The sequence below is a fragment of the Pedobacter humicola genome (assembly GCF_056490705.1).
The window spans coordinates 19,761-40,984 of sequence record NZ_JBWJIG010000029.1 but is presented as its reverse complement, the minus strand read 5'-3'; the positions used below and the strand labels follow the sequence as shown (position 1 = coordinate 40,984).

Below are 21,224 nucleotides of genomic sequence, written 5' to 3'. Positions count from 1 at the left end.
AAAAAATGGAAAATTACGAACAGAAACTAGGTATAAAGTTATGGGCAGAAGAAGATCGCCCGCGTGAAAAACTTTTGTTACATGGCCGGAGACATTTAACAGATGCCGAACTGATTGCGATTTTAATTGGCTCGGGAAGTAGAAATGAAACTGCTGTGGATTTAAGCAAAAGGATTTTATCTTTTTACGATAACAATTTAACAAAACTGGGAAAAGCCTCCATTCTGGATCTTTCGAGGTTTAGAGGCATTGGAGAAGCCAAAGCCTTAACCATTATTGCTGCTTTAGAACTTGGTTTACGTCGGAAGGAAACTGCTGAAGAGTCCATTACCCACGTTACGACCTCTAACGATGTTTATAAATATTTGCATCAAACTTTCGTTAATCTCAATCACGAAGAGTTCTGGATATTACTTCTCAACAGGTCTAACCGGGTAATTGGCAAATTTTTGATCAGTAAAGGTGGGCAGGCAGGTACGGTAGCCGATCCGAAAATTATTTTTAAAACCGCTCTAGAAAACAATGCCGCAAATATTGTATTGGCACATAACCATCCTTCAGGTAATGTAAAGCCCAGCGAGAGCGACGATAAATTGACCAGGAATATGGTTGCCTCCGGAAATTTGCTCAGTTTGTATGTGGTTGATCACGTGATTTTCGCCAATAACCGTTACTATAGTTACAGAGATGAAGATTTAATTTAAAAGATATTTGATTGTTAAAGTACAATTAACCTTAAATTAGTATTATAGCAGCTTAAAATTAGTTGTTATTGGCCTGCCAGCATTAATTAAATGGTGAAATTATATTTATGAATACTTTAAAACTCATCCCTGTTTTTCTTCTATTAACGGTTATGGCTTTCGCTCAGAAAAAAGCGGGCCCAATTAATATCATTACCTATAACATCCGCTTAAATGTAGCATCAGATGGTGTTAACGCCTGGCCAAACCGAAAAGATAATGTAAAAGCTTTGGTGAAATTCCATGATGCCGATATTCTTTGCGTGCAGGAAGCTTTACCAGAACAATTTGATGCCCTGCTCGAAAATTCTAACTTCGATGTAGTAGGGGTTGGGCGTGATGATGGCAAACGAAAAGGAGAATTTTCAGCAGTTTATTTTGATAAAGACAGGTTTGCCAAAAAAGATGGCGGAACGTTTTGGCTTTCAGAAACGCCTGATGTGCCTTCAAAAGGTTGGGATGCCGCTTTAAACCGGGTTTGCAGCTGGGTTAAACTATATGATAAACTGAATAAAAAAGAGTTTATTGTTTTTAATACCCATTACGATCATATTGGTGTTCAGGCGAGAATAGAATCGGCTAAATTGCTCAAACAAAAAATTCAACAGATTGCACCAACCTTGCCTGTTGTTTTTACGGGCGATTTAAATGTTACGCCGGAAACAGAAGCGATCGCCACCATCAAATCTTTTCTTACGGATGCAAAAGAGGTATCGGTAGAAGCGCCGTATGGACCGGCAGGTACCTTTAACGGCTTTCATTTTGATAGCGAGCTAAAAGACAGGATTGATTACGTTTTTGTAAATAAAGGTTTTAAAGTGCAGAAATTTGCTGTGCTTACCGATAGTAAAGACAAAAGGTATTATTCTGATCATTTACCTGTTTTTTGCCGGCTTTTCTTTAAGTAAATGCTATTGAAATCTCTATCGGTATTTCCTTTCCAGTTCGAACTTTTTGGTAGCCAATATCATTATCATTATATTTTCGAAACACTCGCATTTATTGTCGGTGTAAGGCTTTATTATTATTATAAAAAAGGTATTGTAGATCCAATATCTGATGAGAACAGGTTGTGGATTATGTTGGGCGCCATGTTGGGCGCATTGATTGGATCGCGGTTGGTTGCGGTGCTCGAAACGCCAGAGGTTATCCATCACCTTACTTTTTCAATCCTATATCAAAGTAAGACCATTGTTGGTGGTTTGCTTGGCGGCTTATTTGGCGTCGAATTAATAAAAAAGATAATAGGTGTTCATGTCGCCTCCGGAGATATTTATGTTATTCCCATTTTGGTTGCCCTGATTATTGGCCGCATCGGTTGTTTTTCTATGGGGATTGATGAACCGACCTATGGAGTTCCCACGCATTTTTTTATGGGTATGGATCTGGGCGACGGCATTCTTCGGCATCCCATTATGCTTTATGAAATGATTTATCTGTTGCTCTTGATTTGTCTTTTTAAGAGATTAAAGCAAGTGGAATTAATTAATGGAGATCGCTTTAAGTTATTGATGGTACTGTATTTCCTGTTCCGTTTTTTGATAGAATTTATCAAACCTTACCATTCGTTATTTTTAAATTTAAGCAGCATTCATTGGTCGGCATTGTTTATTTTTATTTATTATTATAGATTCATCATCAGAATTTCGAAAAGGATCTTACCTAAACAGTAAATGCTATGGCCAATACAAGAGATTATATATACTACGATTATACCAAAAGTCTTTGTCCCGAATGTTTACAGCTTTGCGACGCAAAAATTGTTTTTCAGGATGCCAAGGTATTTATGCTTAAAAACTGCAGGACCCACGGCGATAGCAAAGTGATGATTGCTGATGATGTAGATTATTACAAACAGATCCGGAATTACAATAAACAATCCGAAATGCCACTTAAGTTTAATACGAAGGTGCATTATGGTTGTCCATACGATTGTGGCTTATGTACCGATCACGAACAGCATTCTTGTTTAACCGTAATAGAAGTTACCGATCGTTGTAACCTGGCTTGTCCTACCTGTTATGCCATGTCGTCGCCAAGTTATGGCAGGCACCGCACTTTGGAAGAAATAGAACGCATGATGGACGTTGTAGTCGCAAATGAGGGTGAGCCCGACGTGGTTCAGCTTTCGGGTGGTGAACCAACAGTGCACCCGGATTTTTTTAAAATCTTGGATCTTGCCAAAACGAAACCCATTAAACATTTAATGGTCAATACGAACGGCATCAGGATTGCGAAAGACATCAACTTTGTGGAGAAATTGGCCAGTTATATGCCCGATTTCGAAATCTACCTGCAGTTTGATAGTTTCAGTGCCGAGGTGCTAACCAAGCTAAGGGGCGAAGACCTTACCGAAGTGCGAAGAAGGGCCATTGATCATCTGAATCAGTTTAATGTATCTACTACCCTGGTGGTTACCTTACAAAATGGGTTGAACGATCACGAAATTGGTGATATATTGGATTATGCGCTAAAACAGAAATGTGTTCGCGGGGTTACCTTTCAGCCTACACAGGTGGCGGGTAGAAATGATAATTACAACGATCAGCAGGGAAGGATTACCTTAACCGAGGTGCGCAGAAAAATTTATGAGCAATACCCAACTTTTACCCCACAGGATTTAATACCGGTTCCCTGTAATCCGGATGCCCTGTGTATGGCCTATGCCTTAAAAATTGGGGATGAGGTAATCCCGATGACTCATTTGATCAATCCTGAAGATTTATTGAACAACTCAAAAAATACCATCGTTTTCGAACATGACGAGAAACTGAAAGAGCACATGCTTAATCTGTTTAGTACAGGTGTTTCGGTAGATTGTGCAGAGGATACCTTTGGCGAACTAATGTGTTGCTTACCAAGGGTGAAATCGGATAATCTAAGCTATGATAATTTATTCCGGATCATCATTATGAATTTTATGGACCCCTTGGATTTTGATGTGCGTGCCGTTAAGAAATCATGCGTTCACATTGTAAGCGATAAATACAAAATGGTTCCTTTTGAAACGATGAATATATTTTACCGCGATAATAAAATAGATCTGATCAGAGAAAAATTAAATATGAACTAGTATGGGCGGTTTATTCTTATTATTGGTTATTTATGTGCTTACCGCCATCGTTCTTTTTGTGGTCGGCATTATCCAGATTATCATTAAATCATCAAGGAACGAACCCGTAAAATCAGGGTTGAAATTGGTTATTATTTCAGTAATCATGGTGGTAATCGGTTTTGGTGCCTGTGCCATATTACTCGCCAACAGTTAATACTTAGCTTAAAGCTTATGGGAATTTTTATCATATATTGGGTAATTGCCGTTTTACTGTTTGTGGTTGGTATTATTCTGATCATCATAAAAGCAATAAATGATCAACCGGTTAAGCCTGGTCTTAAATTGGTGATTGCCTCGGTTATTATGCTGGTCATAGGAGCAGGAGCGTGTGCAGTTATTCTATCCAATCTGAATATTGGTCATTAGTGATTTATATTGTGTACTTGAATCAGGGTTTTAGCCTGCATAAGTCTCAAATCTCATGTCAGGAATCTCAAATCTCAATAATTTAGCTTTCTCCTTTGGGCTTTAAATAATATCTTTGCGTTTTATGAAATTAGAGTATCGGCCGAGCTTGTCTCGGTACTTGATACTTGTTACTTGATTCCCCAAAATGAAAATATCATATAACTGGTTAAAACAATTCGTACAGATCGATAAAACACCTCAGGAGCTTTCGTTAATCCTTACCAATGTAGGTTTGGAAGTAGAAAGTGTAGAAAAGGTTCAGCCTGTGGTGGGTGGCTTGGAAGGTTTGCTGATCGGTGAAGTATTGACCTGTGTGCAACATCCCAATGCCGATCGGTTGCGCATTACTACTGTAAACGTTGGTGCTAAAGAAAATCTTCAGATTGTTTGCGGTGCACCTAATGTGGGCGCTGGTCAGAAAGTTGTTGTGGCCATAGTGGGTACTACCGTTTATCCTTTAGAAGGTGAACCTTTTAAAATCAAAGAATCAAAAATAAGAGGAGAACTTTCTCAGGGAATGATCTGTGCCGAAGATGAAATCGGTTTAGGCAAATCGCACGATGGCATTATGATCCTTTCCGATGATACCGAAGTGGGCATCCGTGCAAAAGACCATTTCAAAATGGATGATGATTATGTTTTCGAAATCGGATTAACGCCAAACCGTGCCGATGCGGCTTCACATTTAGGTGTGGCGAGAGATTTAGCTGCTTATTTCCGAAGTGAATATGAAATGCCTGATCTTTCAGCTTTTAAAACGGATAATGAGAATCTGGTTATTCCGGTAGAAGTGGCAGACTTGGCCGCTTGTCCACGTTATAGCAGCGTGACCATTTCTGGTGTTACCGTGAAAGAATCACCAGAGTGGTTAAAAGATAAATTAAAGGTCATCGGTTTACGTCCGATCAATAATGTGGTGGATATTACCAATTATATTCTGCATGGCCTGGGGCAGCCTCTACATGCTTTCGACGCCGATAAAATTACCGGTGGAAAAGTAATCGTGAAAAAAGTTGCCGAAGGTACACCTTTTGTAACCCTTGATGACGTAGAACGCAAGTTAAGTGCCGATGATTTAATGATCTGCAATACCGAAACCCCAATGTGCATTGCAGGTGTTTTTGGTGGCAAATCATCAGGTGTGGAGGCTGGTACCAAAAACATCTTTTTAGAAAGTGCTTATTTTAATTCCGTATCTGTTCGTAAAACATCGAAAAGACATGGCTTAAAAACCGATGCATCTTTCCGTTATGAGCGTGGTACCGATCCTGAAATTACCGTTACCGCCTTAAAATATGCGGCTTTATTGATTAAGGAACTGGCAGGTGGAGAAATCTCCTCTTCAATTTCTGATATCTACCCAAGCCATATCAAGCCTTTTGAGTTTGAGGTAAGTTATACCAATATCAATAAATTAATCGGCGCGAATATTCCTTCAGCCGAAATCAAACATATCATTACCGCTTTGGGTATTTCGGCAACGAGTACATCAAACGATACGTTGGCTTTAAGGGTGCCGTCATTTAAGGTTGATGTGACCCGCGAATGCGATATTACCGAAGAGGTATTGCGTATTTACGGCTACAACAATATCGAAATCCCAACAAAGGTAAACGCATCACTTTCTTACAGCACTAAACCTGAAAAAGAAAATACGCACAACGTAATTGCGGATATGCTTACCTCAAATGGTTATGCCGAAATTATGTGTAACTCGCTAACCAAATCGGCTTATTCGAAAAATTTAGCGGAAGCCGTATTTATTTTAAACCCTTTAAGCAGCGATTTAAATGTAATGCGTCAAAATTTATTGATGCCTGCATTGGAGAGTGTAGCTTACAACCAAAACCGTAAAAATGCCGATGTTAAGTTTTACGAATTTGGTAAAACCTATCATTTAATTAATGAAAAATACGTAGAACGCTCCCGGTTGTTGCTATTGATTTCCGGCGCGAAGCAAAGTGAGCAATGGAACCATAATGCTAAATCATCCAGCTTCTATAACTTAAAGTCGGCGGTAGATGCTATTGTCTCCCGTTTGGGGATTTCAAGCTATCAAACCGATACGTTGAATGATGAAAATTTTGCCTATGGAATTAAATACTTCCGTGGAGACAAAACCCTGGTAAGTTTCGGAGCAGCATCAAAAGCAGACCGTAAGGTCGCAGATGTAAATGCAGAGGTTTATTATGCCGATTTTGATTGGGCCACCTTGCTGGATATTGTGAAGAAAAATAGAATCATCAATAAAGAAGTTTCTAAATACCCACAAGTGCGCAGGGATTTGTCGTTATTGATCGATCAAAATGTAACCTTCGATACCTTAAAAGGAATTGCTTTCAAAACCGATAAAAAACTGATCAAAGAAGTTGGGGTGTTCGATGTATACGTTGGCGATAAATTGCCCGAGGGTAAAAAATCCTATGCCTTAAATTTCATTTTGCAGGATGAGGAGCAAACCCTTACCGATAAGCAGATCGAAAACACCATGCAGAAGCTAATTGCCAATTTAACGGCACAAGCTGGTGCAGAAATTAGGAAATAAAATATAATTTCGTATTTTTAGAAATAAATTCATGACTTCTGTTGCAGATCAATTAGATAAAGTATTACAAAAAACGGCTCGGGTAATTGAGTTATGTAATGCGCTACAGGAAGAAAATGATTTATTAAAGCTTGAAAATCAATCGTTAAAAGTTGCACTTGATACGGCAAAAGGCAAAAATGTAGAACTTGATGAAAAACTAAGGGTTACAAAATTGGCAAAAAGTATCGAGGGAACAAGTGAAAAGTCACTTGACATTAAACAAAAAATTAACGATTTTGTGCGGGAGATTGATAAAAGTATTGCATTATTGAAAAAATAAATGATGCAAAGAAATCAGAAACTAAGCTAAACAATGGGAGAAATCTCGATTAAAATAACCATTTCCGACCGTATTTATCCCTTAAAGGTGAATATGGAAGAGGAAGAAATTGTGAGACGGGCAGCAAAAATGATCAACGAGCGCATAAAAGATTACCAGGACAATTATGCGGTTAGAGATAAGCAGGATCTTCTTTCTATGGCAGTGTTGCATTACGCAACGGCCGTACTAAGAACAGAAAATAAAGTACAAAACCAGGATACCGCTGTTGCCGATAAAGTTGAAGAATTGGATGTTTTACTCAATAATTTCTTTTCAAAATAAGGTTCGTTCTTTCAAAGCATACGTCATCCTGATGCAGGTCAGGATCTAATGAGTTAAGAGGTTAATCATAGTGATAGGGTTAACATGCCGCATGCTTTAAATATATTAGCACAAAAATATAGCCGCAGCTAGTTTTTGAGTTTCAAATTTTATAAAACTTAACACTTCAATATCTATAGGGTTAAGAGGGCGTATTTCATCTGCTATGGCACCTGAAAATGGCTTAAACCCTAATTATGCTTAGTTGAGGTTTAAAATGTATGAGACTTTAAAAAATTAGTTGCGGTTTTTTTTTACTTAAAAAACAAAATGGAAATAGTTGAAATATTAGGATACGTATTTGCCGTAATAGCGGGTATAGCTATCGGAGTAGTGGTAGGAAGATTCCTCCTGCGTAACTTGCTTAAACAGCAGGAAGTTGCTGCACAGAACAAAGTGAAGAAGATTTTAAAAGATGCAGAGAACAATGCAGAAATCTTAAAAAAGAATAAACTTTTAGAAGCAAAAGAAAAGTTTTTGCAAATGAAAGCGGAGCATGAGCAAGAAGTGAATGCGAAGAACAACAACATTAACCAACGCGAAAATACCATGAAGCAGAAAGAGCAATCGGTAAATCAGCGTATGGAGAATTTCAATAAAAAAGAACAGGAACTCGATAAGCAAAAAAGTATTCTCGAAAAACAGACCGAAATCGCTGTCAAAAAGCAAGAAGAAGTTGAAATACTAAAAAACCAGCACCTCACGCAATTGGAAACCATTGCTGGTTTATCGGCTGAAGAAGCTAAAAACCAGTTGGTCGAAAACTTAAAGGAAGTGGCGCGTACACAGGCCATGATCCAGATTAAGGATATTGTTGATGAGGCAAAACTTACAGCAAGTAAAGAAGCCAAAAAAGTGGTTATCCAAACCATTCAACGTACCGCTACCGAAGCGGCGATTGAAAACTCAGTTTCTATCTTCCATATCGAGAGCGATGAGATTAAAGGCCGTGTGATTGGTAGAGAGGGTAGAAATATCCGTGCTTTAGAAGCTGCCACGGGTATCGAGATTATTGTTGATGATACCCCTGAGGCGATTATTTTATCTGGTTTCGATCCGGTAAGAAGAGAGATTGCCCGTTTGGCCTTACACCGTTTGGTAACCGATGGCCGTATCCACCCGGCACGTATCGAAGAAATTGTAGCCAAAACCAAAAAACAGATCGAAGATGAAATCGTTGAAATCGGCGAGCGTACAGTGATCGATTTAGGTATCCATGGTTTACACCCTGAACTGATCCGTATGGTTGGTCGTATGCGTTACCGTTCGTCTTACGGACAAAACCTTTTACATCACTCACGTGAGGTAGCCAATTTCTGTGCTACCATGGCTGCAGAATTGGGTTTAAATGCAAAAATGGCCAAACGTGCGGGGTTATTGCACGATATTGGCAAAGTGCCTGATGATAATCCTGAATTGCCGCACGCAATTTTAGGGATGCAACTGGCCGAAAAATATAAAGAACATCCTGAAATCTGTAATGCAATTGGTGCCCACCATGATGAAATCGAGATGACTTCAATGATTTCTCCGATCATCCAGGCTTGTGATGCAATTTCTGGCGCCCGTCCGGGAGCACGCCGCGAGGTGGTAGAAAGTTATATCAAACGTTTGAAGGATTTAGAAGAACTGGCTTTATCTTATCCAGGTGTGGAGAAAACGTTTGCTATCCAGGCAGGTAGGGAATTACGTGTTATTGTAGAAAGCGAACGCATCACCGATGCACAGGCAGAACTTTTAGCTGCTGATATTTCTACCCGTATCCAAACCGAAATGACCTATCCAGGACAGATCAAGGTTACAGTAATCAGGGAAACCCGTTCTGTCGCATTTGCGAAGTAAAGAAAATGATTACACCGACTTTGTGATTGTCCTGATTTAATTTTATTTCGCTGGCCTCGGTTAGTGTCTTCACGAAACGAACCCTGCACAGGGTTTGCGAAGGAATAAAGTTCGGTAAAGATTAAACAGAATATAAAGCGATGGATATTCCATCGCTTTTTTTATTTTTACATAATGAGCAAGCAAACCCTAACAACCGAACCAAAACGACCGGTAGATGTACTTTTCGATAAGTACGCCGAGAGCCATCAAAACCCAACCAACAAATTGGTGCATTGGATCTGTGTTCCATTAATTGTGTTCAGTTTACTGGGTTTGATCTGGCAGATCCCTTTTCCGTATATTGGCTTTTTAGGTAGCTATAACGGTTTCTTTAACTGGGCATCTTTTCTGTTGGCTTTTAGCCTGTATTATTATTTTACCTTATCGCCGGTATTGTTTTTCCTGATGATCTGGGTGGTAGGCCTAATGAGTTACGTCATCGTGAAAATTGAGCAGGCCGTTGGTTTAGGCAGTGGAACAGCCTATGCCATTTATGCAACAATATTTGTGGCCGCCTGGGTAGGCCAGTTTATCGGGCATAAAATCGAAGGAAAAAAACCATCTTTTCTGGATGATGTTAAATTCCTGTTAATTGGTCCGATCTGGTTATTGCACTTCATTTGCAATAAGGCAGGTATCAGATACTAATCCTGAGCCTGGTAACATTACGTTAACCTTTAGCTAAACAAATGTTAATTAACACCTAACATATAGCTAACATTGTGGTAATAGCTTTGCCTAAAATTAAATACAGGCAAATTGGAATCAATCACATTTTTTAAAAGAACAGTATTAACTGTACTCGTTCTATTTCTAAGTATAGCAGCCTACGCTCAAACAGGTAAAATTTCCGGAACAGTAAGTGATAAAAAAACTGGAGAAACCTTAATTGGTGTAACTGTTAAAGTTAAAGGAACGACCAAAGGCGTTTCTACTGATGTTGATGGAAAGTATATTCTCCAGGCAATGGCTAACGGAAAATACACACTTGAGTTTTCATATGTGGGTTATCAAACAAAAGAAATATCCGATATCGAGGTTAAATCTCCATCAATCACGAGTTTAAATATTGTACTTAACGAAGCTGGCGGACAAAACTTGCAGGAAGTTGTGGTTAAGGCAAGTTTTAAACAAGAATCGGTTAACTCGTTGTACGCACAACAAAAAAACAGTGCCTTAATTTCTGATGGTATTTCCAGCGACCAGATTAAAAAATCACCAGATAAAAATACATCTGATGTGTTAAAAAGAATTAGTGGCGCTACCATACAAGATAACAAATTTGTGGTTGTACGTGGTTTAAGTGATCGGTATAATACCGCTACTTTGGATGGTTCTACACTGCCGAGCACTGAGGCCAATAGAAAAGCTTTCTCATTCGATATTGTTCCTTCCAACCTTGTAGATAAAATTACGATCAGTAAAACAGCTACTCCTGATTTACCAGCAGATTTTGCTGGGGGGGCAGTTCAAATTGTTACAAAAGATATTCCTGATCAGAATTTCCTTTCATTGGGAATTGGCTATGGTTACAATAGTCAGTCTACATTTAAAGATTTTCTTGGAACTAAGAAAAATGCTTTGGCCTATTTAGGTTATGAAGATGGTTCAAAGCAACTTGCTGAAAACTTTCCAAGTCGTATTGCAATTGCAAACGGAACACTATCTGATGCTAAAACCATTGCAGCTTTAAAATCTTTTCCAGCTGATAACGCTATTAAAACTACGAGCGCTTTACCCACTCAAAACTACCAATTTAATTTAGGCCGGGTAAAACATTTTGAAAATGGGAATAGCTTTGGAGCAACAATGTCTGCGACTTATAGAAACTCACAGAATATTAATGAGAACGTGGAACGAAATTTTTATATCTATAATTATAACGATAACCAATATAAATTCTCTAGCAGCTTAGGTGCATTGGCAAATTTTGCATACAGCTTTGGTAAAAACAAAATAAGTTTCAAGAACATCTACAACAAAAATTATGATGATACTTATACTGTTCGTACAGGAATCAGGGATGGCAATACCCTGAATCAGTTCTATGCGTATGATATTATGCAGAAGTCACTTTATAAAGCAACTTTCGAGGGTGATCATCAGATTGGGGAAGGAAATAATAAGTTAAAATGGACTGCATCCTACAGTAACATCACCAACAATCAGCCCAATCAGTTAAAAATTAACTATCAGAAAGCTTTATCCGCACAAAATGATCCTTCTGTTCCTTATCAGGCCAATATTACATCGTTAGGAAAAGAAAATACACGATTGTTTTCTGATTTAAATGAAAACCTATATGCGGGAGACATTAATTATAGCACACCGTTTAAGCTGTTCGATGCTTCAACTATAATGAAAGTGGGTTTAGGTTCACAATATCGTGAGCGGACTTTCAATGCACGTTTTATCGGTGCGCAATTGCAAACGAATGATATCGACTTACAGACTAAGATAAGATCTTTACCTATTACTGAAATATATTCTCAATCATTAATTGAATCTGGTGTATATAAATTAGCAGAGGTTGGTAATGAATTGGATAACTATGATGCCAATTCATTTACTAATTACGGTTATCTAATGCTTGATCAAAAAATCGGTGAAAACTTTAGAGCTGTATACGGTGCAAGGGTAGAGAATTATAATGTGAAGTTAATGAATACCTTAGGTACTTATGTTGATGATACACAACTTGATGTACTCCCTTCATTGAACTTAACTTACAGTTTGACAAAAATGGCAAATTTACGCGCTTCGTATTACCGTACATTGGCAAGACCAGAATTTAGAGAGCTATCTTTATCAGGATATTATGATTATGAACAATTAAGTAATATTATTGGTAATCCAAATTTGAAGCGATCAATTATAGATAATTTTGATCTACGCTATGAAATTTACCCTGAAGCAGGCCAGCTTTTCTCGGTGTCAGCTTTTTATAAGCACTTTACGAATGCGATAGAAACATATCGTTACGACGTATTATCAACAGTTGATGTAAACTTTTTTAATACGCCAAAGGCTTATGTTTATGGCTTAGAGTTTGAAGGAAGAAAAAATTTGAACTTTATCAGTGATGAAGGCTTCTTTAAAAATACCACAGCATATTTCAACTTATCACTGATCAAATCTAAGGTTACCAACCCAACAGATCAGGATTATATTGATAAGACCCGTCCAATGGTTGGTCAATCTCCTTATCTAATCAATGCTGGTTTACAACATAGTGCACTGGATAACAAATTAAATTTCAATATTCTTTACAATAAAATTGGTAGAAGAATTGTTCAGGCGGGAGGTATCCGTTTTCCAAGTACGTGGGAAAATCCAAGAGATGTTATTGATTTCCAGGCCAGCTATAAAGTAATTAAATCGAAAGGTGAAATTAAATTAAATGTTGGCGACCTATTGAACCAAAGGAATATTATCTATTTCGATTATAATGGCGATAAAAAATACAATGGGAGCATAGGTAATGGTGGTGATGAAACATTTACATCTTATAAAACAGGAAGAAACATTTCATTATCATTTAACTACACATTCTAACCTTTAACAATATGTTAACAGGATATTAATCCTGAAGAAAAATTAAAAAGCTCTATTTGTACAAAATATTTAAAAGAAAAAAAAATGAAAAACCAATTTTTGCTACTTGCTTTGTCAGTAGTTTTGTTTTCAACTTCTTGCAAAAAGAATGTAATCGTTGAAGCACCTTCAACAGAAACACCTACAGGTTCAAATGCGAATGTTGTAGAGGTTACTGGTGAAATTTCAGCCAATACAACTTGGTCAGCAAGCAAAATTTATTTGTTAAAAGGATTCGTATTTGTTAGCAATGGCGCTACATTAACCATCGAGCCTGGAACAATTATCAAGGGTGATAAAGCTTCAAAAGGTACATTAATTGTTACCCGTGGTGCTAAAATAAACGCAACTGGTACAGTTGACAAACCAATTGTATTTACGTCAGCTTTAGCTTCTGGTGCACGTAGCCAAGGCGATTGGGGTGGGGTTATCCTTTTAGGTAAAGCACCGGTTAACCAAGGTACTGATGTTAAAATTGAAGGTGGTTTAGTACAACCTACAGGTAAAGATGAAAAAGCCTATATCTTTTATGGTGGTACAGAGGCAGCTGATAATTCAGGTATAATGAAATATGTGCGTATCGAATTTGCCGGGATTGCCTATTCGGTTGATAATGAAATTAACGGTTTAACAATGGGTGGCGTTGGTTCAGGTACAACTTTAGATTATATTCAGGTTTATCGGTCAGGTGATGATGCTTTCGAATGGTTTGGTGGTACAGTTAATGCTAAACACTTATTGGCTATCGGTACTTGGGATGATGATTTCGATACAGATTTTGGTTATTCAGGTAATGTACAGTTTGCGTTAGCGCAACGTGTGGCTACTGTTGCCGATCAATCACAATCAAATGGTTTCGAATCCGATAACAATGCTACTGGTACTGATCAAACACCTAAAACATCTGCTGTATTTTCAAATGTTACTATTTTAGGCCCGATCAGAGCGGCTGGTGGTGCTTATAATGCAAATTATTATCATGGTGCTCAAATCCGTCGTAATTCTTCAATCAGTATCTTAAATTCGGTAATCTCTGGCTTCCCAATTGGATTATATATTGATGATACCAAAGTTGTAACAGCGGGTTCAACTTCTGCAAACTTTAAGAGTGGTAGTATGGTAATTGCTAATAATTTGATTTACGGCATTAAAAACACTGAGGTTGTAGTAAGTAATACCGCAGCAGCTGCAGAGATAGAAACGAAGTTACGTCTTGACAATACATTTGCTCAAACTAGTTTCGCTAACGCATTGTTCACTTCTCCATACTTATTTGCGACTGATTTTGGTAGCGCTACAGCTACTCCGCTTCCTACAGCAGGTGTGCCTAATTTCAGTTTAGCTGCTAACTCAGTTGCCGCAACAGGTGCTGCATTCACTAATGCTAAAGTATCTGGTACATTCTTCGATAAAGTAGATTATAGAGGTGCTTTTGGAACAACTAACTGGGCTACTGGTTGGGCTGATGCTGATGCACAACTTTTAGCTTACACTACTCCAGGTGTAGTTAAATAATCTTAAGTTAAACTACGACTAGCCCTTAAACTAGGTTGACACTTATTTTAGGACTGGACATAATATTAAAAAAGGTCCTGATGAAAATCGGGACCTTTTTTAATAAAATTTTATTCTGATTCAGTCTCTGCCTTTACAGTTGCTTTTGCTTTTTTAACAACTTCTTTTGCTCCAACAGGTTTAACGGTTTTTTCTTTTGGGGTAGCAGGTGTAGCTTTATCCTCTTTTGTAAACGGAGCAATAGAATCGTCTTGCTTAGCGAAGGTAACTTTTTTAGTCAATTGCTTGGCGAACTTTTCTATTACTTTATCTGTCTTTTTTGCTTTGCCGTATGCGGTAACAACTTCGTTAAATGCAAGGGCTAATTTCGATTCTAATTCTTTACGTAGTTTCTTGCTTGCCGAATGATTTTTCGACTTGGATTTGTTCTTTTTCATCTAAAACTTATGGGTATTTTCAAAGATAAAGAATCGTAAAGTTAAATTAATATTATCATTATGTTAACACTTAGTCGTGTGCTTAACATGTAAAAAATTTCTCCTAACTTAGTTTAAATCAGGTCGGTTATATTTTAATCCAGCAAATATGAATGATCCAATATTGATCGGAGTTATCGTTTTGGTCGTTATTTTAGTAGGCTATCTTATCAAAAGAAACCAAAAGGATAAAAAAGAATTTGAACAAGAGGTGATCCAGTCGGAGCTTCCTCCTGAAAAAGACGACAAAGAAAATATCTAGAAGTGATGCCCGGGTGCAATAGCTCCGCCCAGATCTAATGTGTTCTGAAAACCTTCCAGATATTGAAGTAAATGTCGCTCAGCATTTGCATAAGAGGTAAATGTTGACGCAGGTTCGTAAGCATCAGCATCAGTTTTACTTTTATAAAATGAACTGATCTGGAAAACAAAAACTTTGTCGTCGTGAATTGGCGACATAATCCTCGCCTTTATGGCGTGGCCGTTTGCCTCAACAAAAAACTCTTTTAAAATGGTATATATTATTGCAGACATAAGGATAATTTATATTTAACATCAGTTCAAAGATAAAAATACTGCAATTACCCGATGATTCAGCTTGTTATTGATAAGATAACACTAATTAAACAATTAATTAACATTAAGATAATCTTTAGGAATTGCATTTCTACCGCTTAACCGGCTCATAAGCATACACTACCTCATATTTAATGTTTTTAAGACTGGTGGCAATCTGCCCGATATTTAAGTTTTCTTTTTGAGGTGTGGCTTCGCAAAAAGAATATTTTTTACCATTATAGGTTATGCATTCACCAATAGGCTTATCAAACTGAACAGCCATAGTTAAATGGGTAGGATAAAGCAACGCAACCATTGGTAAGTTGTAAATTTCTTTAACCAGATAAAAAAACAAAGCTGCCCGGTCATCGCAGTCGCTATATTTGTTTAACAGGGTTTGCTCTGGTGATAGTCTTTTTTCGGTCCCAAAATTTTGCTCGTCATTTTCGTAAAGGAAGGCATATCGGGTAAAACGCATTAAATAATCTACCCCTTTCTTTTGATCCATCCCTTTTAAATTCGTCTTTAAAATAGGAATTAACGAACTATAAGTTTCATGGCTTAATGGTATATTGAAATAACTTTCGAAATCTACACCAGGATAATTTTTGAAAATAGCTTGTACATCTTCGTTCACTTTTAACTTAAAGTGGTAAATTTTTTGACGGTAGCTAAACTGAACATCCTTCTCTTCATAACTTTCGGGTTTAAAGTCGGGCATGCGGGTTACCTTGTATGAAAAAGAGTTTTTTGCCTCCGGAATAGAAATTTTAACCGGCTTGTAGGTGTCTGCCTGTCTAAATAATTTTCCATAGTCATGATAATTCAGGCACATGAATTTTTTGCCATCTATCATAAAAAATGGGATATCGCTAATGTCCTCGTCATTTCGCACGTAAAAAATAACCTGATCGTTGCCAACGGCCAGCCTGGCATCATAACCACATTTACTGAGCAAAAACCATTTATATAAAGTATAACGAAAATAATTATCGGCTTTTGGGCTAAGCTGTTCTGCTGTTTTACGAATCAGTTGATAATAGATCCAGTCGTTTAAATTATATTTTTCCTGGTATTTTTTGAGTGAAGAAATCAGCGCAGTATAATTGCCTGAAGAAATATTGCTGTAAAATTTAGCGACTTCAGCAGAGGTAGCGCTTTTGGATACAGGAAGAACTACGGAAGAATCAATGCTAAAATTGAAGGTGCCATTATAAAAATCGAAAGAGTAGTTCTGTCCCCTTACGAGAAAACTATTCATCATCAGGCAAGCAAATAAAAAAGTGCTCAGAAAAAATATGTAAACCCCTCGTTTCAAATCGCATTCCATTTGGTTACATTAAATTTATCTATTATTAACATAAAAGCAACAATTTATTTATGTTAACACATGCTTGTTAAGGTAATCTTAACTTAACAATCTTTATTTGGTTGTTTTTTGTTGATTATAAGTATTTCGAAATCGGGATGGGTTTTCGCCGACAATTGCGTTAAATAACTTATTAAAGTAAGATAAACTCGTAAAACCTACCAGGTAACAGGTTTCGCTCACATTATGGTTTTGCATCAACAGGTTTTTGGCCCTTTCTATCCTAAACTGATTAACAAAATCGGTAAAGGTCATATTGGTTTGACGTTTAAAATACCTGCAAAAAGCAGGAGTAGTCAGGTTTATTTTTTCTGCTACCCTGTTTACATCGGGTTTTTGATGATACGAATTACTGACATACTCATATATGGCCCCCATTCTTATTTTGTCCTTAATGATAAAATCCTTACTACTTAAATCATTGTTTAAAATAGTTGCATCATCAGCGGAAGCCAATAATTGAAAGATCGAAATCAATTCAAGGAGCTGCTCTAAAGAATTTAACGCATTTAATTTTTTTAGCTTTTCGCCAATTATCGTTTTAATCTCTCCATTGAAAGCGATTCCATATGCCGCGTTTTTAAACATGTTATTAACCAATGCGAGTTCCGGCACCAAACCAATTGCTGTGCCTAAAAAATCTGTCCTCAATTGGATCACGATTTGATTATACGCTGTTCTAAGCCTGTAGTCGAAATTTAGGTGCGGTAAATTACTGCCAATAAAAACCAGATCACTTTTAGTATAGGTAGAAACATGTGTACCAACATGCCTGATCCCCGCATCTGCTTCAACATAAACCAATTCGAATTCTGGATGATAATGCCAGAAATAGGTGTTTTTTAAACGTGGAGAAAATAGTTTAAAAGATTTACCCGGTTCAAAATCTATTTGTTCCAATTGGATCACATTCATTCTGTATTGCCATTAAATATGTCATTTACATTATTAGTATATCAATGTAGCACAAATTATGGATAATGCAGAGAAAAATAACTCATCTTCTTCCGGGTAATTTTGAAGTGTAAACCTAAAATAAGATCTACATGAAAATGGAACCTAATGATTTGCACAAGGAAATACCAGGTAATCCTTCTACAGCAAAAACGAGTGAAATTAAATTAAACGACAGAAGTAACGGGGAACCTTTACGTTTGCTAACAGAAGAAGACTGGAATTTTTGGATAGAGAACGGCTACGTTGTGATTAAAAACGCGGTGCCAAAAGAACAGGCCAAACGCCTTGCTGATTATTTGTGGACTTATGAAAATAAAGACCCTGATGATATGGAAAGTTGGTATAAAAGACCAAATGCTGAAATAGAAATGAGTGAGTTGAACAATACAGGCATGGTAGAAATTTATAACCACCAGTATTTATGGGATAACCGGCAATATCCAAAAGTACATCAGGCATTTGCAGATATTTGGGGTACTGATAAACTATGGTCGACCATTGATCGGGCAAATTTAAATTTTCCGTTGCGACCGGGTTTTGAATATAAGGGTTTTATCCACTGGGATTACGACCCGGAAACCAAACCACAAAATGTGCAGGGCGTTTTGGCTCTGGCCGATCAAACGGATGAAAATATGGGCGGTTTTCAATGTATTCCGGAATTATTTAGAACCTATGAAACCTGGAAATTGAGCCAGCCAGAAGATCGTGACCGTTATAAACCCGATACATCAGGCTTTGAAGTCGAAAAGGTAAAAATGGAAGCAGGCGATCTTTTGATTTTTAACAGTTTACAGCCGCATGGGATAAGACCAAATACAAGTACCAATAAAGTTCGTATTGCACAATACATTGCCATGATGCCCGCTCAGGAAGAAAATGAAGCGTTAAGGCAATGGCGGATCAACAGTTGGCAAAGCCGCGAACCGATGCAGGGTTTTGCTTTTCCCGGTGATTCCTTAAAAAGAGAACAGCAAAATGAAGTGGCAAAACTTAGCGATTTAGGGAAAAAATTGCTGGGGTTGGAGAAATGGTAACAAGTAATCATGTACCAACCATATAAGTCATTTTAAGGTGAGCATTCAACTTCTATGCCTTTGTTTCTCTTATATGGTTATACCCTTTATTGTGTTGGTATTATCCATACCAGGAATATTAATCGGCTGTAATGTTGCTTAGAGGGTTAATATTTAGTTTAGCGTGGTATTTTTCTTTTTTTAAGGTGTAAACCGAGGTTCTCAGATATTTTAAAAGCGAAATATTGCATTTCCAAAGTTCAGGATCTTTTTAAATACAAAAAGACCTAAAACATAGCTTAAATATAAGGGAGGGAAACATCGTGTTTTGTAAAGAAGGATGTTCAACATAGCTCATACAGCGTAGCTGAAGTTAAGAGAATAATATAAACAAGTGCGTATTTATTCATTAACAAATTGTATCGTGAAATATTCTATAAATAACATATCATTAATATCAATTTAACAAGCTCACCTTACTTTTGTGGCATAAATATTTGGTTAGTATTTATAAAGTTTAGGTTAGTTGATAATAAAAAACCCAGATGGATGTCTGGGTTTTTTTATTGCCTAAAATTATAGGTTCTTGCCAAGCTTTTCCAGCATTTCTGGTGGAATGTTATGTGTATCAACCACTAAGAAACCATCTAAACAATCCGAAAATTTTGGGTCAATATTAAAAGAGATAATCTTCGCATTCAGGTTCATATACTGCCTTAACAATACCGGGATTTTAATGTGCGAATTTTCAATATCGCCGATAATACTGTCTAAATCTTTAAAAGATTCGCTGCTATCCACCAAGGTATCAGTAGAAATAGGTAAAAGATCCGCCTTAAATTTGTTTCTCGGTTTAACATACTTAGCCATCTCGTAATCGAAATGGTTTTTGGTAATATAATCAACAATTAAAGCCTTGCTAAATTTAGAGAAATTGTTGCTGATACTTACCGGCCCGAACATATAGCGGTACTGTGGATTATCGATCAGGTATTTTAAAATCCCTTTCCAAAGCAAAAATAAAGGCAATGGTTTACCCTGGTATTCTTTTCTGATCCAAGATCTGCCCAGTTCGATCCCCTGGCGCAACATCGGGTAAAACTGATCTTTCATTTTAAAGAGTTCAGAAAGATAAAACCCACGGCGGCCCATGCTTTCTAAAATTTCATCACCCTTACCAATGCGGTAAGCGCCTACAATATTCTCTAAATCCTTATCCCAGATAAATAAATGGTTATAATAGATGTCGTAGTTATCCAGGTCGATTTTTTTGTTTGTTCCTTCACCCACTTCGCGGAAGGTAATTTCACGCAAGCGACCAATCTCTCTTAAAATATTGGGTATTTTTAGTGTCGGAACAATATATACCTCATAATTTTTCTCCGTCCAAACCTTAAAATCTTCTAATTTCTCTACCTCACTTTTAATCGATAGCCTGGAGGTTTCTTCAATTACCTCAACAGGTTTCTTTTTAATTTTAAATAAGTTTAGTGGATTGAAAAGTTTTTTCTCCGTATCCAGGCCAATTCCAAGCGCATAAGTACGGGCCCTTAAAAAGTCCATTAACTTGTTGCTGCTGTTCATGTGCGAGATTTCAGAAATCGCAATTGGCTTCCCGATCCTTACCTTAATGGTGCGACCATGTTTATTTAAAAATTCCGAAGGCAGCTTAGCTGTACGTAAAGTAGGGTGGATGAAACTTAAAATATTAAAGAAAACACCATTGTTGCCATGGAAATAAATAGGTACAACCGGAACTTTTGCTTTGGCAATCAGTTTGCCCACAACGGGGTGCCACATCCTGTCGGTTACCTGCTGTGCATCCAATTTAAAGGTTGAAACCTCTCCAGCCGGAAAAATGCCAATCGGAACACCGTTTCTAAGCAAATCAAACGTCGTTTTTAAACCACTGATACTTGAGGAGTGCTGAACATTTTCGAAAGGGTTTACTGCAACAAAAAACTCATCAAGGTTCGGGATTTTTTTCAAAATGAAGTTTACCATCACTTTAGCGTCTGGCCTAACTGTACATAAAAGTTTAACCAGCGCCAAACCTTCTACACCACCGTAAGGGTGATTCGCAATGGCGATAAAGGGGCCTGTTTTTGGAATACTATTTAAGTCATCATCATCAAATTCGATAGAAACGCCAATGGTTTCCAATATCTTATCTACAAATTCTAAACCTTTAAAGTGTTGATTTTGAGCGAATACGTCATTAATGTCGTTCAGTTTCATGATCTCCATCATCAAACCTGCTAAACCCGGTACACCTAGCTTATCTATCTTTGTTGCTTTCGCAAACTCAGACGTAGTTATGATCTTCATATAAAATTCTTATGGCGTTGATAAGCAAAAC

20 protein-coding genes are annotated in these 21,224 nt (G+C 37.3%); 15 read left to right on the top strand and 5 right to left on the bottom strand.

Features of this window, described 5'->3' with window-relative positions; genetic code table 11:
* Positions 1-5: 5 nt before the first annotated feature.
* The 13 genes from radC (at position 6) to AC04Q1_RS26010 (ending at position 14,489) form a co-directional block, all read left to right on the top strand.
* A complete protein-coding gene (gene radC / locus AC04Q1_RS26070) occupies positions 6-704 on the top strand; it encodes a RadC family protein (protein WP_478367453.1) in 699 nt (232 codons plus the stop codon).
* A 107-nt stretch (positions 705-811) separates the two neighbouring features.
* On the top strand, positions 812-1,651 hold the full coding sequence (locus tag AC04Q1_RS26065; RefSeq protein ID WP_478367452.1) for an endonuclease/exonuclease/phosphatase family protein: 840 nt from the start codon (positions 812-814) through the stop codon (positions 1,649-1,651).
* Positions 1,652-2,416, top strand: a complete 765-nt coding sequence (locus tag AC04Q1_RS26060) for a prolipoprotein diacylglyceryl transferase (protein ID WP_478367451.1) — start codon at positions 1,652-1,654, stop codon at positions 2,414-2,416.
* A 5-nt stretch (positions 2,417-2,421) separates the two neighbouring features.
* On the top strand, positions 2,422-3,816 hold the full coding sequence (locus AC04Q1_RS26055) for a radical SAM protein (protein WP_478367450.1): 1,395 nt from the start codon (positions 2,422-2,424) through the stop codon (positions 3,814-3,816).
* Between the two features lies 1 nt (position 3,817).
* Positions 3,818-4,012 carry a hypothetical protein gene (locus AC04Q1_RS26050; protein WP_478367449.1) on the top strand — a complete coding sequence of 65 codons (195 nt, stop codon included), beginning with the start codon at positions 3,818-3,820 and terminating at the stop codon, positions 4,010-4,012.
* 17 nt (positions 4,013-4,029) lie between these two features.
* Entirely contained in the window at positions 4,030-4,224 is a 195-nt protein-coding gene (locus AC04Q1_RS26045; protein WP_478367448.1) for a hypothetical protein, read from the top strand.
* A gap of 187 nt (positions 4,225-4,411) precedes the next feature.
* Complete coding sequence (gene pheT / locus AC04Q1_RS26040; protein WP_478367447.1) at positions 4,412-6,811, top strand: phenylalanine--tRNA ligase subunit beta; 2,400 nt, start codon at positions 4,412-4,414, stop codon at positions 6,809-6,811.
* 31 nt (positions 6,812-6,842) lie between these two features.
* Positions 6,843-7,133, top strand: a complete 291-nt coding sequence (locus AC04Q1_RS26035; protein WP_055914926.1) for a hypothetical protein — start codon at positions 6,843-6,845, stop codon at positions 7,131-7,133.
* A 33-nt stretch (positions 7,134-7,166) separates the two neighbouring features.
* Positions 7,167-7,457, top strand: coding sequence for a cell division protein ZapA (locus AC04Q1_RS26030; protein WP_025143281.1), 291 nt, complete (start codon positions 7,167-7,169; stop codon positions 7,455-7,457).
* 309 nt (positions 7,458-7,766) lie between these two features.
* The gene (gene rny, locus AC04Q1_RS26025; RefSeq protein ID WP_478367446.1) at positions 7,767-9,338 is read left to right on the top strand and encodes a ribonuclease Y; all 1,572 of its coding nucleotides are present in this window, start codon (positions 7,767-7,769) and stop codon (positions 9,336-9,338) included.
* A gap of 174 nt (positions 9,339-9,512) precedes the next feature.
* Complete coding sequence (locus tag AC04Q1_RS26020) at positions 9,513-10,028, top strand: Mpo1 family 2-hydroxy fatty acid dioxygenase (RefSeq protein ID WP_478367445.1); 516 nt, start codon at positions 9,513-9,515, stop codon at positions 10,026-10,028.
* Between the two features lie 111 nt (positions 10,029-10,139).
* The gene (locus tag AC04Q1_RS26015) at positions 10,140-12,935 is read left to right on the top strand and encodes a TonB-dependent receptor (protein ID WP_478367444.1); all 2,796 of its coding nucleotides are present in this window, start codon (positions 10,140-10,142) and stop codon (positions 12,933-12,935) included.
* A gap of 84 nt (positions 12,936-13,019) precedes the next feature.
* A complete protein-coding gene (locus AC04Q1_RS26010) occupies positions 13,020-14,489 on the top strand; it encodes a hypothetical protein (protein ID WP_478367443.1) in 1,470 nt (489 codons plus the stop codon).
* A 110-nt stretch (positions 14,490-14,599) separates the two neighbouring features.
* On the opposite strand, the gene AC04Q1_RS26005 is transcribed toward AC04Q1_RS26010, so the two are convergent.
* Positions 14,600-14,926 carry a hypothetical protein gene (locus AC04Q1_RS26005; RefSeq protein ID WP_478367442.1) on the bottom strand — a complete coding sequence of 109 codons (327 nt, stop codon included), beginning with the start codon at positions 14,924-14,926 and terminating at the stop codon, positions 14,600-14,602.
* Positions 14,927-15,074: 148 nt separating this feature from the next.
* Here AC04Q1_RS26005 and AC04Q1_RS26000 point away from each other — a divergent pair, with 148 nt between their 5' ends.
* Entirely contained in the window at positions 15,075-15,227 is a 153-nt protein-coding gene (locus AC04Q1_RS26000; RefSeq protein ID WP_478367441.1) for a hypothetical protein, read from the top strand.
* Here the strand turns inward: AC04Q1_RS26000 and AC04Q1_RS25995 are convergent.
* From AC04Q1_RS25995 to AC04Q1_RS25985, 3 genes are all read right to left on the bottom strand, one after another.
* A complete protein-coding gene (locus AC04Q1_RS25995) occupies positions 15,224-15,499 on the bottom strand; it encodes a hypothetical protein (RefSeq protein WP_478367440.1) in 276 nt (91 codons plus the stop codon). The genes AC04Q1_RS26000 and AC04Q1_RS25995 overlap by 4 nt on opposite strands.
* A gap of 133 nt (positions 15,500-15,632) precedes the next feature.
* Positions 15,633-16,787 (bottom strand): hypothetical protein, encoded by a 1,155-nt coding sequence (locus tag AC04Q1_RS25990; RefSeq protein WP_478367439.1) that lies wholly within the window; start codon positions 16,785-16,787, stop codon positions 15,633-15,635.
* Between the two features lie 159 nt (positions 16,788-16,946).
* Entirely contained in the window at positions 16,947-17,807 is an 861-nt protein-coding gene (locus AC04Q1_RS25985; RefSeq protein ID WP_478367438.1) for an AraC family transcriptional regulator, read from the bottom strand.
* 131 nt (positions 17,808-17,938) lie between these two features.
* On the opposite strand from AC04Q1_RS25985, the gene AC04Q1_RS25980 reads away from it, so the two are divergent.
* Complete coding sequence (locus AC04Q1_RS25980) at positions 17,939-18,886, top strand: phytanoyl-CoA dioxygenase family protein (protein ID WP_478367437.1); 948 nt, start codon at positions 17,939-17,941, stop codon at positions 18,884-18,886.
* 555 nt (positions 18,887-19,441) lie between these two features.
* Here AC04Q1_RS25980 and AC04Q1_RS25975 read toward each other — a convergent pair.
* Positions 19,442-21,193 (bottom strand): lysophospholipid acyltransferase family protein, encoded by a 1,752-nt coding sequence (locus AC04Q1_RS25975; protein ID WP_478367436.1) that lies wholly within the window; start codon positions 21,191-21,193, stop codon positions 19,442-19,444.
* Positions 21,194-21,224: the final 31 nt, after the last annotated feature.

Excerpts from the sequence above, each read along its gene's own strand:
- radC (WP_478367453.1), top strand. The coding sequence starts at position 6 with ATGGAAAATTACGAACAGAAACTAGGTATAAAGTTATGGGCAGAAGAA.
- AC04Q1_RS26065 (WP_478367452.1), top strand. The coding sequence starts at position 812 with ATGAATACTTTAAAACTCATCCCTGTTTTTCTTCTATTAACGGTTATG.
- AC04Q1_RS26060 (WP_478367451.1), top strand. The coding sequence starts at position 1,652 with ATGCTATTGAAATCTCTATCGGTATTTCCTTTCCAGTTCGAACTTTTT.
- AC04Q1_RS26055 (WP_478367450.1), top strand. The coding sequence starts at position 2,422 with ATGGCCAATACAAGAGATTATATATACTACGATTATACCAAAAGTCTT.
- AC04Q1_RS26050 (WP_478367449.1), top strand. The coding sequence starts at position 3,818 with ATGGGCGGTTTATTCTTATTATTGGTTATTTATGTGCTTACCGCCATC.
- AC04Q1_RS26045 (WP_478367448.1), top strand. The coding sequence starts at position 4,030 with ATGGGAATTTTTATCATATATTGGGTAATTGCCGTTTTACTGTTTGTG.
- pheT (WP_478367447.1), top strand. The coding sequence starts at position 4,412 with ATGAAAATATCATATAACTGGTTAAAACAATTCGTACAGATCGATAAA.
- AC04Q1_RS26035 (WP_055914926.1), top strand. The coding sequence starts at position 6,843 with ATGACTTCTGTTGCAGATCAATTAGATAAAGTATTACAAAAAACGGCT.
- AC04Q1_RS26030 (WP_025143281.1), top strand. The coding sequence starts at position 7,167 with ATGGGAGAAATCTCGATTAAAATAACCATTTCCGACCGTATTTATCCC.
- rny (WP_478367446.1), top strand. The coding sequence starts at position 7,767 with ATGGAAATAGTTGAAATATTAGGATACGTATTTGCCGTAATAGCGGGT.
- AC04Q1_RS26020 (WP_478367445.1), top strand. The coding sequence starts at position 9,513 with ATGAGCAAGCAAACCCTAACAACCGAACCAAAACGACCGGTAGATGTA.
- AC04Q1_RS26010 (WP_478367443.1), top strand. The coding sequence starts at position 13,020 with ATGAAAAACCAATTTTTGCTACTTGCTTTGTCAGTAGTTTTGTTTTCA.
- AC04Q1_RS26005 (WP_478367442.1), bottom strand. The coding sequence starts at position 14,926 with ATGAAAAAGAACAAATCCAAGTCGAAAAATCATTCGGCAAGCAAGAAA.
- AC04Q1_RS26000 (WP_478367441.1), top strand. The coding sequence starts at position 15,075 with ATGAATGATCCAATATTGATCGGAGTTATCGTTTTGGTCGTTATTTTA.
- AC04Q1_RS25995 (WP_478367440.1), bottom strand. The coding sequence starts at position 15,499 with ATGTCTGCAATAATATATACCATTTTAAAAGAGTTTTTTGTTGAGGCA.
- AC04Q1_RS25990 (WP_478367439.1), bottom strand. The coding sequence starts at position 16,787 with ATGATGAATAGTTTTCTCGTAAGGGGACAGAACTACTCTTTCGATTTT.
- AC04Q1_RS25985 (WP_478367438.1), bottom strand. The coding sequence starts at position 17,807 with ATGAATGTGATCCAATTGGAACAAATAGATTTTGAACCGGGTAAATCT.
- AC04Q1_RS25980 (WP_478367437.1), top strand. The coding sequence starts at position 17,939 with ATGAAAATGGAACCTAATGATTTGCACAAGGAAATACCAGGTAATCCT.
- AC04Q1_RS25975 (WP_478367436.1), bottom strand. The coding sequence starts at position 21,193 with ATGAAGATCATAACTACGTCTGAGTTTGCGAAAGCAACAAAGATAGAT.